This is a genomic window from Deltaproteobacteria bacterium PRO3, from assembly GCA_030263375.1.
Taxonomy (GTDB): Bacteria; UBA10199; UBA10199; order DSSB01; family DSSB01; genus DSSB01.
In genome coordinates, this window is sequence record SZOV01000034.1 from 14,010 (window position 1) to 30,419 (window position 16,410).

Genomic DNA, 16,410 nt, shown 5'->3' on the forward strand with positions numbered 1-16,410 from the left:
CCCGTTGCCGCCAAAATCATCTCGTCATCGGTAACGAATCTCGTGGGACGCCCTCCTCGAGTGATTTTTTTGTCTTGGGGGGACTCTCCGGACTCGGCCGCGAATCTATTCCGGAAGGTCCGCGGTCCGAATCCGGCTTGGGCCGCGTGTAGGCCTTCTTGCTCCCAATGGGGTCCCCTCGTGGGTCGTTTCCGTAGCGTTCGCGGTATTCGATATAATTGATTCCTGCGAGGGCCGGGGCGGTCGATAAAACCGCCGACGCGGCAAGGAAAATAATAATCCTCACGAATGGACGCATGCGTACCTCCTTGTGGAAAACCAATGTTTCAACATCTTGACCGATTCGATCACGGCGAGCGGAACGGCGCCGATCGCGACGAGCAGTAGACACTCCCGCCAGGAGATGGCCGAAATCTTGAAAAACCTCTCCAGGAATTCGACATGATGGGCCCAGGGCTGAAAGACGACGGAAAGCGTGACCACCGCGAAGAGCCTGGCGTTCGAAAATATCCCCACTTGCCAAAACGGCTTCCGCTCGTTCCGGAAAGCGAAGGACTTGAGCATTTCGGCGTAAACCAGCACGGCGAAGGCGGCGGTTCGAGCCGTTTCCAGACCTTCCGCGCGCAAGACATACCCATAGACGCCCAAGGCAATCGCCGCCGTCAGCAGGCCGGGGAAGAGCGTCCAGTAAAGGAAAGCGCGATCCGTCATGGCGGCCTCCCGCCGCCGCGGTGGGCGTCGCATCACGTCGGGGTCGATGGGATCGGTGGCCAGGCACAGCGCGGGCAGTCCGTCGGTGACGAGGTTGATCCAAAGCAGGTGGATCGGCAGGAGCGGAAGCGGCAGGCCGAGCAAAACGGCCGTCGTCATCAACAGCAACTCGCCGACGTTGCCCGCCAGGAGATACTGGAGCGTCTTCTTGATGTTGTCGTAGACGCCGCGGCCCTCCTCGACCGCCGCGACGATGGAGGCGAAGTTGTCGTCGGTAACGACCATGTCGGAGGCCTCCTTGGTGACCTCGGTGCCGGTGATGCCCATCGCGATGCCGATATCGGCCCCCTTGATCGCCGGGGCGTCGTTCACGCCGTCCCCGGTCATCGCGATCACCGCGCCCACGGCCTTCCAGGCGCGCACCACGCGCAGCTTGTGCTCCGCGCTCACCCGGGCATAGACCGCAATCTCGGCCACCCGCGCCTGAAGCTCTCGGTCGGAGAGCCCGTCCAATTCCGCCCCGGACAGCGCCTTCGCATCCTCCGCCGCGATGCCGAGCTCCCGGGCTATCGCCAGGGCCGTATGCGGGTGGTCCCCGGTGATCATCACCACGCGGATGCCGGCGCTCCGGCATTTGGCAACGGCCTCTTTCGCCTCGGCGCGGGGCGGATCGTACATCCCCACGAGCCCGAGGAAGACCAAACGGCTTTCCACGTCCTCCCAGGAAAGACCTTCGAAGCCCCTTGCCTCGAGCGGGCGATACGCGGCGGCCAATACCCGCAGGGCCCGCTCCGCCATGGCATCGATCTGTTTCGTCAGGCGCTCCCGGTCGGAGGCCTCGATCGGACGAAGACCCCCTTCGTCCAAGATATGCGTGCACAGGGCCAGTAAGATGTCGGGGGCCCCCTTGACCATCGCTTCAGGGACGCCGCCGGGGGTTTCGCGAAGGACCGACATCCGCTTTCGTTCGGAATCGAAGGGAAAGGCCCGGAGCTTGGGGAAGTCCCGCTCCACGGCGTCTTGCTCGACGCCGGCCTTGCGGGCCGCGGCCAGCAAGGCGGCTTCCGTGGGATCCCCGACGGCCTGCCATCGGTCCTTCTCGTGAATGAGATGCGCCTCGTTGCACCCGGTCATCACCGTCAGCAAGCGTCGGATCAAGGCCTCTTGGCCGACCCCAGGAGGCCGGCCCTCCAGGAGGATTTCCCCCTCCGGTCCGTAGCCTTCTCCGCTCACCGCGAATGCGACGCTGCCGACGTAGATCTCTCGCACCGTCATTTCGCCTACCGTGAGCGTCCCCGTCTTGTCCGTGCAGATCACGTTGGTGGAGCCCAAGGTCTCCACGGCCGGCAGCTTGCGGATCAAGGCGCGCCGGCGCGACATGCGTTGCACGCCCAAGGCCAGGCCGATGGTGACCACCGCGGGCAGCCCCTCCGGAACCGCCGCCACCGCCATGCTGACGGAGGTCAAAAAGAGGTCGAAGGGGTTGAGTCCCCGCAAATATCCCAAGAGAAATAGGACCGCCACGATCCCCAGGGAGGCCCACACCAAGACGCGACCCACGGCCTGCAGACGTTTCTGCAGGGGAGTGCCCTCCTCGAAGGCGGCCTGCTGCAGTAGGCCGGCGATGCGACCGAATTCGGTCTTCATCCCGGTGGCGACGACGACCGCGCGGCCCGCGCCCGCCGAAATGCTGGTCCCCATATAGAGCAGGTTCTTGCGGTCGCCGAGCGGGACTTCGGCGGCTCCCAAGGCCGCAACCGATTTGCGGACCGGCTCGGATTCCCCGGTCAAGGCCGCCTCCAGGCTTTGCAGGGAATCGGCCTCCAACAGCCGGGCGTCGGCGGGGACGAGGTCTCCCGCCTCCAATTCCAAAATATCTCCCGGGACGACTTCCCTCGCGGGCAGGACGCGCAGCTCCCCGCCCCGCCGCACCTTGGCGTGGGGCGCGGTCATCTTTTTCAGTGCGGCGATGGATTTCTCGGCGCTGTACTCTTGGTAAAATCCGAGGATTCCGTTGAGCAGAACGATCGAAAAGATCGCGATGCTGTCGGCCCACTCCTGCAACAGACCCGACACGAGGCCGGCGGCAATCAGGATCCAGACGATGAGGCTGGAAAACTGGCCAAGGAAAATCTTGAGCGGCTTGACCGGCTTGCCCTCTTTGAGCTCGTTCCAACCGTACCGGGCCAACCTTCGGGCGGCCTCTTCTTCGGAGAGACCTCGCCGGTCCGAACGCAGGTGACCGAGGACGGCCTCGGCTGTCCAGGTGTGCCAGGGGGGCGATGCCGGATGCTGGACGACTTCCGGGTTCACGTCCCCTCCGCTTCCCGGAGATGAAAACTCCGCCAAATCACGTAAACCGAGGGGATCACCAAGAGGGTCAGCAAGGTCAGGGAAAGCAAGCCGCCCCAAAGCGGCGCCGCGATCCGCTTCGCCACGTCCGAACCGGCGCCGTCGCTGACCATGATGGGCACCAGGCCGACGATGTTCAGGCCCACCGCCATCAGCAGCGGTCTGACCCGCGTGGCGCCGTACTCCACCGCCATTCGGACGAGGTCGTCGGCACTCCGAAGCCTGCCCTCCTTGCGCCAGGCCCGGAACCCTTCGTCCAGGTACACCACCATGATCGAGGCCGTCTGGGCGGCGATGCCCAGCAAGGCGATCATGCCGACCCAGACCGCGATGGAGGTGTTGTAACGGAAGGCATAAAGCAGCCAAACCGCCCCGACGGCCGCGAAGGGCACGGAGAGCATGACGATCAGGGTCTGGCCGAGGCCCTGGAAATTGAAATACAGGATCGCCACGATCAACAGCAACGTCAACGGGATCACGATCCGCATGCGCCGTTGGATGCGTTCCAAGAATTCGTATTGCCCGGTCCATTTCAAATAGTAGCCGGGCGGGAGTTTCAAGGACTGGGCCACCGCCCGCTTGGCGTCGTTGACGTAACCTCCGATGTCCCGGCCTTGGATGTCGACGTAGACCCAGCCGTTCAACGAGCCCATCTCGTTCTTGATCATGGGCGGTCCCATGACCGCCTCGATCTTGCCCAACTGGGCGAGCGGCACCTGGGTGACCGGCCCCGGCAGGTCGGATTTCATGCCGCCGGCCATGCCGCCCTTGGCCTCCGGCCCCGCCCCGGCCTGGGCCCGCATCACCGGGACCAGGACGCGCTGCAGCCGCTCCAAGTCGTCCCGCAGCTCGCGTGGGTAGCGCAGGTTGATCTTGTAGCGCTCGCGGCCCTCGATGGTCGTCGAGAGGTCCATGCCCCCGATGGCCATCTCGACCGCGCCGTTCACGTCCTCGATCTTTAGTCCGTAGCGCGCCAAGGCCGCGCGGTCCGGAACAAAATCGACGAAGAAACCGCCCATCTCCCGCTCCGCGTAGACGCTGCGCGTCCCCGGGACCCCTTTGAGGATGTTTTCCAGCTCCTCGCCGATCTTGGCGATCTGGGCGAGGTCCTTGCCGAACACCTTGATCCCGATGGGGGTGCGGATGCCGGTGGTCAGCATGTCCACCCGCGCCTTAATCGGCATCGTGAAGGCGTTCTGCACCCCCGGAAAAGCGAGGGCCTCGTCCAGCTCGGCGATGAGCTTCTCTTGCGTCATGCCGGGACGCCACTCCGACTTCGGCTTCAGCGTCACGACCGTCTCGATCATCGACAGGGGGGCCGGATCGGTGGGGGTCTCGGCCCGGCCCGCCTTCCCGAACACCGATGCGACCTCGGGAAATTTTTTGAGGATCCTGTCTTGGGTCTGGACGAGTTGTTTCGCCGCCTCGATAGAGAGTCCGGGCGGGGTCACGGGCATGAACAGGATCGACCCCTCGGAGAGGGGCGGCATGAACTCCGAGCCGAGTCGCTGGAACGGCAGGAAGGTCGCCAATATCAGCAGCACCGCGACGCCGAGGACCGCGTAACGGCGGCGCAGGCAGAACCTCAATATCGGGCGGTAAAGCGCGATGCTGACGCGGTTGATCGGATTCGATTCCTGGGGGCGGATCTTTCCCCGGACAAAAAACACCATCAAGGCCGGAACCAAGGTGATCCCGAGTAGGGCCCCGAAGGCCACTGAATAGGTCTTGGTATAGGCCAGCGGGCTGAACAGGCGGCCCTCCTGGGCCTCCAGGACGAAGACCGGAAGGAAGGCGACCACGATGATGAGCAGGGAGCCGAAGATGCTGGGCCCGATTTCCCGCGCGGCCTCGATGACCACCTCCAGGCGCGGCCTGCGGCCTCCGTCTTCCTCCAGCTTGCGGTGGGCGTTTTCCACCATGATGATGGCGGCGTCCACGACGTCCCCGATGGCGATGACGATCCCCGCCAGCGACATGATATTGGAGGTGAGCCGCATGTAATACATGGGGATGAAGGATACGGCCACCGCCACCGGCAGCGTGATCACCGCCACCAAGGTCGAGCGGAAATGGAACAGGAAAAGGACGATCATCGCGGCCACGAGGACCATCTCCTCGAGCAGGGCGTCGGAGAGGGTTTTCATCGAGCTGCGGATCAGGTCGGAGCGGTCGTAAGTGGCGACCAACTCCACGCCCTCCGGAAAGGAGGGCTTCAGTTCCTGCAGACGGGCCTTGAGCCGATCGATGACGGCCAAGGCGTTTTCCCCGTACCGCATCACCACGATGCCGCCCACCGCCTCGCCCTCGCCGTTGAGCTCGGCGAAGCCACGCCGGATATTCCCGCCTACCTGAACGCGCGCCACGTCGCGCAGGCGCACGGGCGTGCCCCCCGGCCCAAGCCCTACCGCAAGCTCCTCCAAGGACTTGGCGTCGGTCACGTAGCCGCGGCCGCGGATCATGTACTCGGCGCCCGCGATTTCCACCAGCCGGGCCCCCGTCTCCGAATTTGAGCGGCGGATGGCCTCCGCCACGTCCATCAGCGAGACATTGAGGGCCTGCAGCTTCGCGGGATCGATTTCGACCTGGTACTGCTTCTCGTAGCCGCCCAGGCTGGCGACCTCGGCCACTCCCGGAATCGAGGTCAGCCAATAACGGAGGTACCAATCCTGAAAACTGCGCAGCTCTTGAAGGCTGTGTTTCCCGCTCTTGTCCACCAGGGCGTATTCGAAGACCCAGCCGACGCCGGTGGCGTCCGGACCGATCTCGGGCGCCACCCCCGGCGGCAACCTGCCCCGCAGCTTGGAGAGGTATTCCAAGGCGCGGGTCCGCGCCCAATAGATGTCGGTTCCGTCCTCGAAAATGATGTAGACGAAGGACATCCCGAACATCGAGAAGCCGCGCACCACCTTGACCCGGGGCACCGAAAGGAAGGCAGTGACGAGCGGGTAGGTGATCTGGTCCTCGATAAGATTGGGACTGCGGCCCATCCACTCGGTCCATAGGATGACCTGGGTGTCCGAGAGGTCGGGCAAGGCGTCCACGGGGGTGCGGCGGATCGCCCAGGCGCTCCACAGCAATAGGGCGCCGACCCCGATCAACACCAGGAGGCGGTTGCGCGCGCAAAATTCGATGATCGCAGCGATCATGGGCTCTCTCTGTTTTTCCCGGCCGGCCGCCGGATTGCGGCTCCGCTCAAAGGTCGGCCGTTTCCAAGTATTCCGGCACCCGGCATTTCCAATGAAACTGCTCCTCGATCCTGCGGCGAAGCGCATCGGCCGCCGCCGGCTCGCCGTGAGTGATGAACACGGTCCGTGGCGGCGACTCCAAGCCCCGCAACCACTGCAGGATCTCGACGTAATCGGCATGCGCCGACAAGGAATCCATTTTCACCACTTCGGCGCGCACCGGAACGTATTCCCCGTGTATCTTGATCGATTCGGCCCCGGCGGCCATCGCGGCGCCGCGAGTGCCGGCCGCCTGATAGCCGGCCAGAAGGATGGCGTTGTTCGGATCGGGGGCGAAGGCCTTGAGATGATGCAATATTCTGCCGCCCGTGGCCATTCCGCTGGCCGAGATGAGGATCATCGGCCCGCGCTTTCGGTTGAGGGCCTTCGATTCTTCGACGCTGTTCACGAATTTGGCGGTGCCGCATATGGCCTCGCATTGCTCGGCCGTAAGGCGATGCTCTTCGAAATGCTTGCAATAAATGTTCGTGGCGTTCACCGCCATGGGACTGTTGAGAAAGACGGGGATATCCGGGATTTTGCCGGAGGCCTTCAGTCTTTGAATGCAATAGAGAAGGGTCTGGGCTCGCCCTACCGCGAAGGCGGGCACCAGGACCACTCCGCCTCGCTCGGCGACGCGAAGAAGGACTTTCCCCAACTCCTCTTCCGGGTCGCCGGACGCGTGACGGCGGTCCCCATAGGTGGATTCCAACACCAGGTAATCGGCGCGACGGACCGTCGCGGGGGGCCGCATGATCAGGTCGTTCGGCCTGCCCAAGTCTCCGCTGAAAAGAAGCGAGTTCGACCCCTGGCGAAGGCGCACCATCGCCGAACCCAAGATATGCCCGGCAGGCAGAAACTGAAAGCTCAACCCTTTCCCGAGCGGAAATTCTTCGCCGAAATTCAGCGGAGACAATTGCCGCAAGGCCGTCTCCGCCTGCGCCTGGGTATAGAGGGGAAGCGCGGGCGAATGCTTCGAGAAACCCCTCTTGTTCGCATACCTCGCCTCTTCTTCCTGAAGATGTCCGGAGTCCGGCAGCAAAATGGCGCAGAGAGCGCGTGTGCCGAAGGTGCAATATATCCTGCCTTTGAATCCGCGTCGGACCAGGAGCGGCAGGTATCCGCTGTGGTCGATGTGGGCGTGGGTCAGGAGAACCGCGTCGAGGACCGCGGGGTCCAGCGGCGGCGCCTCCCAATTTTTCAGGCGCAGATTTTTCAACCCCTGGAAAAGGCCGCAATCCACCAGAATGTTTTTGCCTTCCGCCGTCACGAGGTATTTCGACCCGGTGACGGTTCCGGCCGCGCCGAGGAATTTTATTTCCATATTTACCGCCTGTCTTTGAGCGGGTGCACGGCTACAACAGGCCGTGGAACCTCAAAACCCCGTCGGGGTCCTTCGCGAACTTCTGTGGGAACATCTGCTGGCACATGGCGCAGCAGTAATTGAACTCGAAGGTCTTGCCCCGATACTTGGGATTATTGCCGGCGTACACCACCCGGCCCGTGAACTTCCCCAGCGTCTCCTGACCCATCGGCGTGCGCGAGACCGCGCACAATAGGTTGTTCACCTTGATCAGATCCCCGTCGATTTCCGGAACCGCCCATTCGCCCGGGGTCGCCAAGACTTGGCGTAGCTCGGGCTCGGGTCCCTGGACGGTTTCCGAGGCCCGGCCGCAGCCGGCGACGGCAAGCAAGGACAGCAGACAAAAACCGGCGACAAAAAAATTCTTCATAAGAAACCTCCTTATAAAAAATTGAAATTACCGAAATCTATCCAAACCCAAAGGGCGGCGCGGCCCGCGCGCGGGCCCCGCTTCAATGCGGCCGCAAGGTCCCCGCCGGAAGCGGGCTCGGCACGCGCGTTCCCCGCTTCATTTCCCCGTTCCATTTCCACAGGTAGTAGACCGCCGGATACACCAGCAATTCCAGGGCAAAGGACGTGAACAGCCCGCCCACCATCGGCGCGGCGATGCGCTTCATCATATCGGAGCCGGTGCCGGTGGAGTACATGATGGGAATCAGCCCCATGAAGGCCGACATCACCGTCATCATCTTCGGGCGCACCCGCTTCACCGCGCCGTGGATGACGGCGTCGACGAGATCCTCCCGGGTCCGCATTTCTCCCTTGTCGGCCTTTTCGTGGTAGGCGAGGTCGAGAAAGAGCAGCATGAAGACGCCCGTCTCAGCATCGAGACCCATCAGGGCGATGATGCCGACCCAAACGGCGATCGAGAGATTGTAATCAAGCAGATAGAGCAGCCAGACCGCCCCGATCGCCGAAAACGGCACCGCCAGCATCACGATGCCCGCCTTCACCGTCGACTTGGTGTTCATGAACAGCAGCATGAAAATGATAAAAAACGTCAGCGGGATGACCAGCTTGAGGCGCTCCTCCACCCGCTGCATGTTCTCGAACTGGCCGCTCCATTGGAGGGTGTAGCCGGGGGTCGCGCCCAGGGCGCTTTCCACCTTTTTTTTGGCCTCGGCGACGTAGCCGCCCACGTCGCGGCCGGTCATATCCACGAAGACGTAGCCGGCCTTGAGGCCGCTCTCGTTGCGGATCATCGCCGGACCCGAGCGGACCTTGAGGTCCGCGACCTGCACCAGGGGAATCTGGGCGCCGGAGGGCGTCGGCACCAAGACCCGCTCCAACTGGCTGAAGTCCCCCCGCAGGTCCCGCAGATAGCGGACGTTGACCCCGTAGCGTTCCGGACCCTCGATGGTCGTCGTCACGTTCTCGCCGCCGATCGCCTGGGCCACGACCATGTTGACGTCGTCGACCGTCAGGCCGTAGCGCGCCAGTTCCTCCCGCTTGAAGTCGAAGTCCAAAAAGTAACCCCCCGCCGTCCGCTCCGCGAACACGCTGCGGGTGCCGGGCACCTCGCGCAGGATGCTCTCGAGATGGGTCCCGATTTCCTGGATTTTCTCCAAGTCCGGGCCCAGGATCTTGATCCCGATCGGCGTGCGGATCCCGGTGGCGAGCATGTCGATGCGGTTCCGGATCGGCATGGTCCAGGCATTGGTCCAACCCGGCATCTGCATCTTGCGGTCCATCTCGGCGATCAACTCCTCGTAGGAGATATGGTCCGGCCAGATACGGCGCAACGGCGCGTGAAGGAATCCGGGAAGCCGCGAATACCAGCGATCCTTCTTCCGCCACTCCGACGTCGGTTTCAGCACCACCGTGGTCTCCGCCATGGAAAAGGGCGCGGGATCGGTGGAGCTGTCCACGCGTCCCGCCTTCCCGAAGACGCTCTCCACCTCGGGGAAGGACTTCAAGATTTCATCCTGTTTTTGGATGGCCTTGAAGGCCTCGGTCACGGATAGGCCGGGCAAGGTGGTCGGCATGTAGAGGATGGACCCTTCGTTCAGGGGCGGCATGAATTCCGACCCCAGTTTCGAATAGGGATAGATCACCGTCCCCATCAGCAGGCAGGCGACCAGGATGGTCGTCTTGGGATGCCTCAAGACCGCGTGGCAAACCGGCTCGTAGACCTTGAACAGGGCCTTGCTGATCGGGTGCTTCTCCTCCGGATAATATTTTCCGACGGTCACATGGTTGAACAAGGACGCGAGCCAGCGCGGCTTGAAATGGACGTAGTCCATGCGGGTGAACAGCATCCGCATCGCGGGGTCCAGCGTGATGGCCAGGAGGGCCGCGATGGCCATCGTCAGATTCTTCGAATAGGCGAGGGGCTTGAACAGGCGCCCCTCTTGGTCCACCAGGGTGAAGATCGGCAAAAAGGCCACGGCGATGACCAAGAGCGAGAAGAACACCGAGGGCCCGACTTCCTTGAGGGCCTTCAGGCGCACCTCGTGGAAATCCCCGACCCTCCCTCCCGCGTCCCAGAGCTGCAATTTTTTATAGGCGTTCTCGACCTCGATGATCGCGCCGTCCACCAAAACGCCGATGGAGATCGCGATGCCGGCCAGGGACATGATATTGGCCGTCATGCCCATGGCCTTGAAGGGAATGAAGGCCAACACGATCGAAATCGGGATGGTCAGAATGGGGATGATGGCGGACGGAATATGCCAAAGGAAAATCAGGATGATGATGCTGACGATGATCAGCTCCTCGATGAGGGTCCACTTCAAGGTGTCGATCGCCCGGAGGATGAGGCCGGAGCGGTCGTAGGTGGAGACGATCTCCACCCCGGGCGGCAGGGAGGGCCGGATCTCCTCGAGCTTTTCCTTCACCCGGTCGATGACCTTGAGGGCGTTTTCCCCATAGCGCATCACCACAATGCCCCCGACGGTATCCCCCTCCCCGTTCCAGTCCGCGACTCCCCGGCGGATGTCGGGACCCAGCTGAACGCGGGCCACCTGCGCGACCGTCACCGGGGTGCCCGTTTTTTCGTTCACCTTCACGACGATCTTCTCGAGGTCTTCGACGGATTTGGCGTAGCCGCGGCCCCGCACCATGTATTCGGCCCCCGCCATCTCCACCAAGCGCCCGCCGACGTCGTTGTTGCCCTTGCGGACGGCATCGACCACCTCGTCGATGGTGACGCCGTAACCTTGCAGGGCCGCGGGGTCGACCTGAACCTGGTATTGCCGCGCGAAGCCGCCCACGGTGGCGACCTCGGCAACGCCCGGCACCGACTGGAGGTAATACTTCAGGTACCAATCCTGGTAGGACTTCAGCTGGGACAGGTCGTTCTTCCCGCTCTTGTCCACGAGGGCGTATTGGAACACCCAACCGACGGAGGTCGCGTCGGGCCCCAACTCGGTCTGCACCCCCTGCGGCAGGCGCGGCAGGATCTTGCTTAGGTATTCGAGGGTCCGGCTGCGCGCCCAGTAGATGTCGGTGCCGTCCTCGAAGATCACGTAGACGTAGGAGTACCCGAAGTCGGAAAATCCGCGGATCGCCTTCACGTTGGGGGCGCCGAGCAAGGCGGTGACGATCGGGTAGGTCACCTGGTCCTCGATGATGTCGGGGCTGCGGTCCCAGCGGGAATAGACGATCACTTGGGTGTCGGAGAGGTCGGGAATCGCATCCAAGGAGATGTTCTTCATCGACCAGATCCCGGCCGCCACCGCGACGGCGGTCAAGATCAAGGTGATGGCCCGGTTTCGGGCGCAGGCTTCGATAATTTTGTCGATCATGAGAATCTAAATGTCTTTTTAATGTTGGTGTCCGCCCCCGCCGCCCGAGAAGGTGGCCTTCAGCCGAGATTCCGAATCGATGAGAAAATTGCCGTTGGTCACCACCCGGTCGCCTTCGGCCAGTCCGCCGAGCACCTCCACGAAACCGGTTCCCCGGCGGCCGATCTTGACCTCGCGCGGCTGGAAGGCGCCGCCCCCCGCGTCGACATAGGCGATATGCCTCGTCCCGGTTTCGATGAGGGCGCTCTCGGGTATCGCCAACACCCTCCCGCCCTGGGCCTTGACCCGCACCCGCACGTACATCTCCGGCTTGAACTTCCCGTCCGGATTGGACAGTTGCAGCCTGGCTTGGGCCGTCCGCGAGACAGGGTCGATCACGGGATCGATGGAGGCCAGGTTGGTGTCGAAGGTCTGCCCGGTGGATCCCAGGATGACTTGCGCGGGCGCGCCCGGCTCGACCCAGGGCAGGTCCGATTCGTAGAGAGAGGCGTAGATCCACACGGCCTCGCCCTTTTGCGGAACCAGGAGATTGAGGTTGGGCCTGCCTTTCCGGCGCAAGTCCGAGATTTGCGGCTCGCTCATCCCCAGCAGCTGCAGACGCGTCTTGGCGGCCTGGACGAGGCCGCCTTGCAGGCCGCCCAGCGCCCCGCCGCCGGTCTTCAAGGCGGTGAGATACTCCGACTGGGCCACCAGCAAGTCCGGATCGTAGGCCACCCGCCCCGTCGCGTAGATGTCCCGTTCCAGCGGCCGCATCTCGACCGGCGCGGTGCTCACGCCGATCAATTGCTGCTTTTCCCCGCTGACCTTCACGCCGACCCGATCCGTCGCCGTCGTCGGCCGGGTCTCGGCGCCCCCCTCCTCCGCGTAGACCGGCACCAGGTCCATCCCGCAGTCCGGGGCCTTGCCGGGTTTGTCGGACTTGTACCAAGGATGCATGGGGTCGACGTAATAGAGGATCTTTTTTTCCTCCGGTTTCGCGGGCGAGTGGCCCTCGTGTCCCGCGGCGGCGGCCGGCGGCGCGGGCTCCTCGGCATGCTTATGCTCACCGGAGCCGCCCCCGTCTTCCAAGCCCTCGGCGAAAATCGGGACCAACGCCATCCCGCAGGCCGGACAGGTGCCGGGCTTGTCCGATCTCACCCAAGGATGCATCGAACAGGTATAGGCCAGCACTTCGCGCTCCGCTTGGGAGGCCCCGGTCGCGCCGGACGGTGCGGATTCCGGCTTCTTGTCCTTGCAGCCGACGAGCGCCGTCATCGTCACCAGGGCCGCCGCGAGAATTTTCCAAGCATTATTTCTTCCCATTTTTTTCCTCCGCTCCAATGGTCTTTTCCAGGTCGAAGGTTTGGGGAGCTCCCGCGCCCTTCGCCGCGAGATACTCCTCGCGCGTCATGCCCGCCGCCTCTTCCAATTCGCTGACGGCCATGCCCATGTTTTCGAAGGCCTTCCAATAATTCATCTCGGCCTCGAAGAGGCCGCGCGTCGCGTTGAGAAAATCCAAAAAGCCCGCTTTGCCGGTGGTGTACGCCGCGGAGGTAATTTCCACGGCCTGACGGGACTGCGGCAGGAGGGTTCCCGAGGTGAGCCGGAGGATCCGGTCGTTGGACTTCATCTTCTCGTAGGTCTCACGCACGCGGTAGGCCACGGTGTTCTTGACGGACTGCTGGGTGAAAGTCGCGCCGGCCAGCTCCGCCTCGGCCTGGGAGACGCCCAATTTTTTCTTGTTCACGATCAGGGGAATGTTGAGCATCAGCTCGCCGGTCCAGGCGTCCCGCTCGCCGGGGTGCTGGAAATACTCCCACCGGGCTCCGAAATCCGGATAATATTCCCGCTTGGCCGCTTTCACGGCCCATTGCTTCTCCTCGATCTTCTCCCGGGCGCCCTTGACGGCGGGATGACCCTCCTGCCCCAAGGCGAGCATCTCCTCCAAACCCACCTCCCACTGGGGAAGCTGCAATTTCGCCGGCAGGCGTATCTCCTCTTGGCTCGGCCGGGACATGAGCCGGTTCAACTTGGCCTGGAGGATATTCCTCTCCTGGATCAGGGATTCACGGTCGCTGAGGATTTTGGCGATCTCGGCCTGGCCCTGGACGGCGTCCACGCCCATGGCCTGGCCGGCCGCCAGCTTGCTCTGGGCCACCTGCACCGTCGAGCGCAGGTAGGACTCGATCTTCCGGTTGACCTCGATCATGCGCTGGGCCGCGAACAGGCCGTAATAGGCGCCCTTGACCTCGCTGACGACCTCGCGGCCCCGCGCGCCCAGCAGCTGAACGGTGTAAAGATATTCATGATAGGCCGCCTTTGAGGCCGCCTTGACTTTCCCCGGAAAGGGAAATTTTTGCGCGATGATGTAGTCGATGTCGGTGGCCTTATCGAGATTCTCGCCCAAAGGCACATCGTAGAATCGCACCCCGATCATGGGATCTTCCCAAAATCGGCTGCCGGGGTACTTCGTCTTGGCCGCCGCGGCGTCCTGCTGCATGGCCTTCAGCTCGGGGTTTTGCTCCAGCGCGGTCAGGACGGCGGCGTCCAACGTGAGGACGTCCGCGGCCCAGGCACGGGACGCGACGCCCATCGCGAGGCCCGCGAGGAGCATCGCGAATAATTTCATTCGATGCATGGCACATCACCTTTTTAGACGTGGGTATCCGTTACGGTCGCGAGAATGGGGACCGTCGGTTCAACAGAGGAGGGATTGCTTGGTCAAGTAGAGGGGCGGCGCCTGGGCGCGCCGCGCGAGTTCGCGGCCTTCGAAAGCCAGCTTGGGGATCGAGACAAGGATAGGTAGGACCGCCAGCGTCGCCGGCGCCGTCTTTCCCGAGTCTTGGTGTTTCGCCAGCGAAGTCGGGGGCAAGCCCTCGGCGCCCGGCTGAACCTCGCAGCAGGAGCCGCGCCGCCACTGGGTATGGCAGGATTTTTGCCCCGCGCAGCAATCGTGCTTGGCGAACGCCGCGGCCCTCGCCCCCGCGCAGACGGGCACCAAGGCCTGCAGGCCGAGGAAGGCCAAGGTCAGGACGATGGTCAAGGAAATCGTTCGAAGGGATGGAAAACGACGCGACACGCGATTCATCCTAAGGGAGGCAACGCGCATGGGTCCAGATTTATTTCGAGAATCTTCGAGGCTCCGACGCGCCCAGAGCATAACCCCATGAAATAACTATGTAAAAATATTTTACTCTCCGCGTTTGGAAATTGATTGGGTTGCCCGGCGCGCCTAAGCTATATAGTGAGACGGCTCATGCTATGTCGAACCCCGCGCTAGCCTCCCACGAAATTTCGCCCTGGTACCTGACGATCGCCTTCCTCCTGGTGCTGCTCAACGCCTTTTTCGTCGCGGCCGAGTTCGCCATGGTCAAGGTGCGCAGCACCCGGCTCGAGACCCTGCAAGAGAGCGGCAACTTCCTGGCGCGTTGGGCCTATTCCATCGTGCAGGATCTCAACGCCTATCTCTCGGCGACCCAATTGGGCATCACCCTGGCCAGCCTCGGCCTGGGCTGGGTCGGTGAGCCCGCCTTCGCGGCCTTGATCGAACCCCTGCTGCGCAACTTCGCCTTGAGCGAGGCCGCCATCCGCGGCGTGGCCTTCACCGTCGCCTTCACCGTCATCACCGTGCTGCACCTCCTGCTGGGCGAATTGGTGCCCAAGCAGATGGCGATTCAGACCGCCGAGAAGGTCCTGCTCGCGGTCGCGGTGCCGATGCGCTTCTTCTACTGGATCTTCTTCCCCTTCCTCTGGTTCCTCAACCACGCGACCACCTGGATCATCCGCCTGATGGGCTTCGACGCGAAGGCCGAGGAGACCCACACCGAGGACGAGATCCGATTGATCGTCGAGGACTCCTACGAGGAGGGATCGCTCTCCCCGCGCAAGGCCTCGCTGCTCGAGAACATCTTCGAGTTCACCCACCGGACGGCGCGCCAGATCATGGTGCCGCGTCAGGACATCGTCTACCTGCAAGTCGGAAAGAGCGCGAAGGAGAACATGGACATCGCGAAAGAGTCGGGCCACACCCGCTTTCCGATTTGCGACGGCGACCTCGACCACGTCGTCGGCCTGATCAACATCAAGGACATCATCTGGAAGCTCGAGGACAGCGACAACCTGATCAATCTCTACGACCTGAAGCGCCCCATCCTCTTCGTTCCCGAGACCGTGACCAGCGACCAACTGCTGCGCGAGTTCCAGACCAAAAAGATCCACATGGCGGTGGTGATCAACGAGTTCGGCAGCACCGCCGGCCTCGTCTCGCTGGAGGACGTCATCGAGGAGCTGGTCGGCGAGATTCAGGACGAGTTCGACCAGGAGCTGCCCAAGATCAGCAAGCGCGGAGAAAATTCCTACGTGGTGGACGGCACCGCCACGCTGCGCGAGGTCGAGCAGGTCTTGGATATTTCCCTGGAGGACGAAAATTCCGTCTCGATCGGAGGCTTTTTCACCAACCAGCTAGGTCGCCTGGCCAAGGAGGGCGATTTCATCCGCCTCCCGCCAGCGTCCTATTTTTTCGGCCAATTCAATCCCCAACAGAAACACCGCCGCCGAGGTAGAACCGCCGCGCAGTGCCCGTAACATAAGTGTCCATGCGTCCTCGGTGAAATAACCGTCATAGAGAGCTTTGGTCGCTTTTGCTAATGCTACAGGATGATCTATCCGAATGTCCAATACTGCTGTCCATGCCCTGACTGCCGTCTCCAGATTGCGACGGTGCATGGCACCTTGAGCATAGTTACGCAATTTTTCGATACGTTGTGCTTCTGGCGGGGTCAAGGGGTAGTGGATGGTCTTGGGAGTGTCAGAGATTGATGATGGGTGGTCGGATGGATTTTGAGGCACTAAAGAATTCGGGGGTACGGCTTCCATCGGATGCTCCACCTGATGAAATTAGAGTGTGTTTTCAAACCATTCTACGACTTTTTGGGCATACTGCTCCGGGTATTTAATATGGGCACGGCGATGGCGGCAGTTGGGAACAATCCATAGGTCACTGCCAGAGGGGGCATTGACGGCGATCTCGCGG

Annotated in this window: 9 protein-coding genes; 1 reads left to right on the forward strand and 8 read right to left on the reverse strand. The window is 62.7% G+C overall.

Features of this window, described 5'->3' with window-relative positions; genetic code table 11:
* Nucleotides 1–282: 282 nt before the first annotated feature.
* The 8 genes from FBR05_07175 to FBR05_07210 all read right to left on the reverse strand — a co-directional run bounded on the left by FBR05_07175 (nt 283) and on the right by FBR05_07210 (nt 14,457).
* On the reverse strand, nt 283–3,123 hold the full coding sequence (locus FBR05_07175; protein ID MDL1871972.1) for a cation-translocating P-type ATPase: 2,841 nt from the start codon (nt 3,121–3,123) through the stop codon (nt 283–285).
* Nucleotides 3,021–6,212: an efflux RND transporter permease subunit gene (locus FBR05_07180; protein ID MDL1871973.1), complete on the reverse strand. Its 3,192-nt coding sequence runs from the start codon at nt 6,210–6,212 to the stop codon at nt 3,021–3,023. The genes FBR05_07175 and FBR05_07180 overlap by 103 nt, the downstream gene beginning before the upstream one ends.
* A 46-nt stretch (nt 6,213–6,258) precedes the next feature.
* Nucleotides 6,259–7,614, reverse strand: a complete 1,356-nt coding sequence (locus FBR05_07185; GenBank protein ID MDL1871974.1) for an MBL fold metallo-hydrolase — start codon at nt 7,612–7,614, stop codon at nt 6,259–6,261.
* 31 nt (nt 7,615–7,645) lie between these two features.
* On the reverse strand, nt 7,646–8,023 hold the full coding sequence (locus FBR05_07190; GenBank protein MDL1871975.1) for a hypothetical protein: 378 nt from the start codon (nt 8,021–8,023) through the stop codon (nt 7,646–7,648).
* Nucleotides 8,024–8,105: 82 nt separating this feature from the next.
* A complete protein-coding gene (locus FBR05_07195; protein MDL1871976.1) occupies nt 8,106–11,399 on the reverse strand; it encodes an efflux RND transporter permease subunit in 3,294 nt (1,097 codons plus the stop codon).
* Nucleotides 11,400–11,417: 18 nt separating this feature from the next.
* A complete protein-coding gene (locus tag FBR05_07200; GenBank protein MDL1871977.1) occupies nt 11,418–12,701 on the reverse strand; it encodes an HlyD family efflux transporter periplasmic adaptor subunit in 1,284 nt (427 codons plus the stop codon).
* Nucleotides 12,688–14,016: a TolC family protein gene (locus FBR05_07205; protein ID MDL1871978.1), complete on the reverse strand. Its 1,329-nt coding sequence runs from the start codon at nt 14,014–14,016 to the stop codon at nt 12,688–12,690. Before FBR05_07205 ends, FBR05_07200 begins: the two co-directional genes overlap by 14 nt.
* 60 nt (nt 14,017–14,076) lie before the next feature.
* Complete coding sequence (locus FBR05_07210) at nt 14,077–14,457, reverse strand: hypothetical protein (GenBank protein ID MDL1871979.1); 381 nt, start codon at nt 14,455–14,457, stop codon at nt 14,077–14,079.
* Nucleotides 14,458–14,639: 182 nt separating this feature from the next.
* Here FBR05_07210 and FBR05_07215 point away from each other — a divergent pair, with 182 nt between their 5' ends.
* Nucleotides 14,640–15,962: an HlyC/CorC family transporter gene (locus FBR05_07215; protein MDL1871980.1), complete on the forward strand. Its 1,323-nt coding sequence runs from the start codon at nt 14,640–14,642 to the stop codon at nt 15,960–15,962.
* The last annotated feature ends 448 nt before the right edge of the window (nt 15,963–16,410 follow it).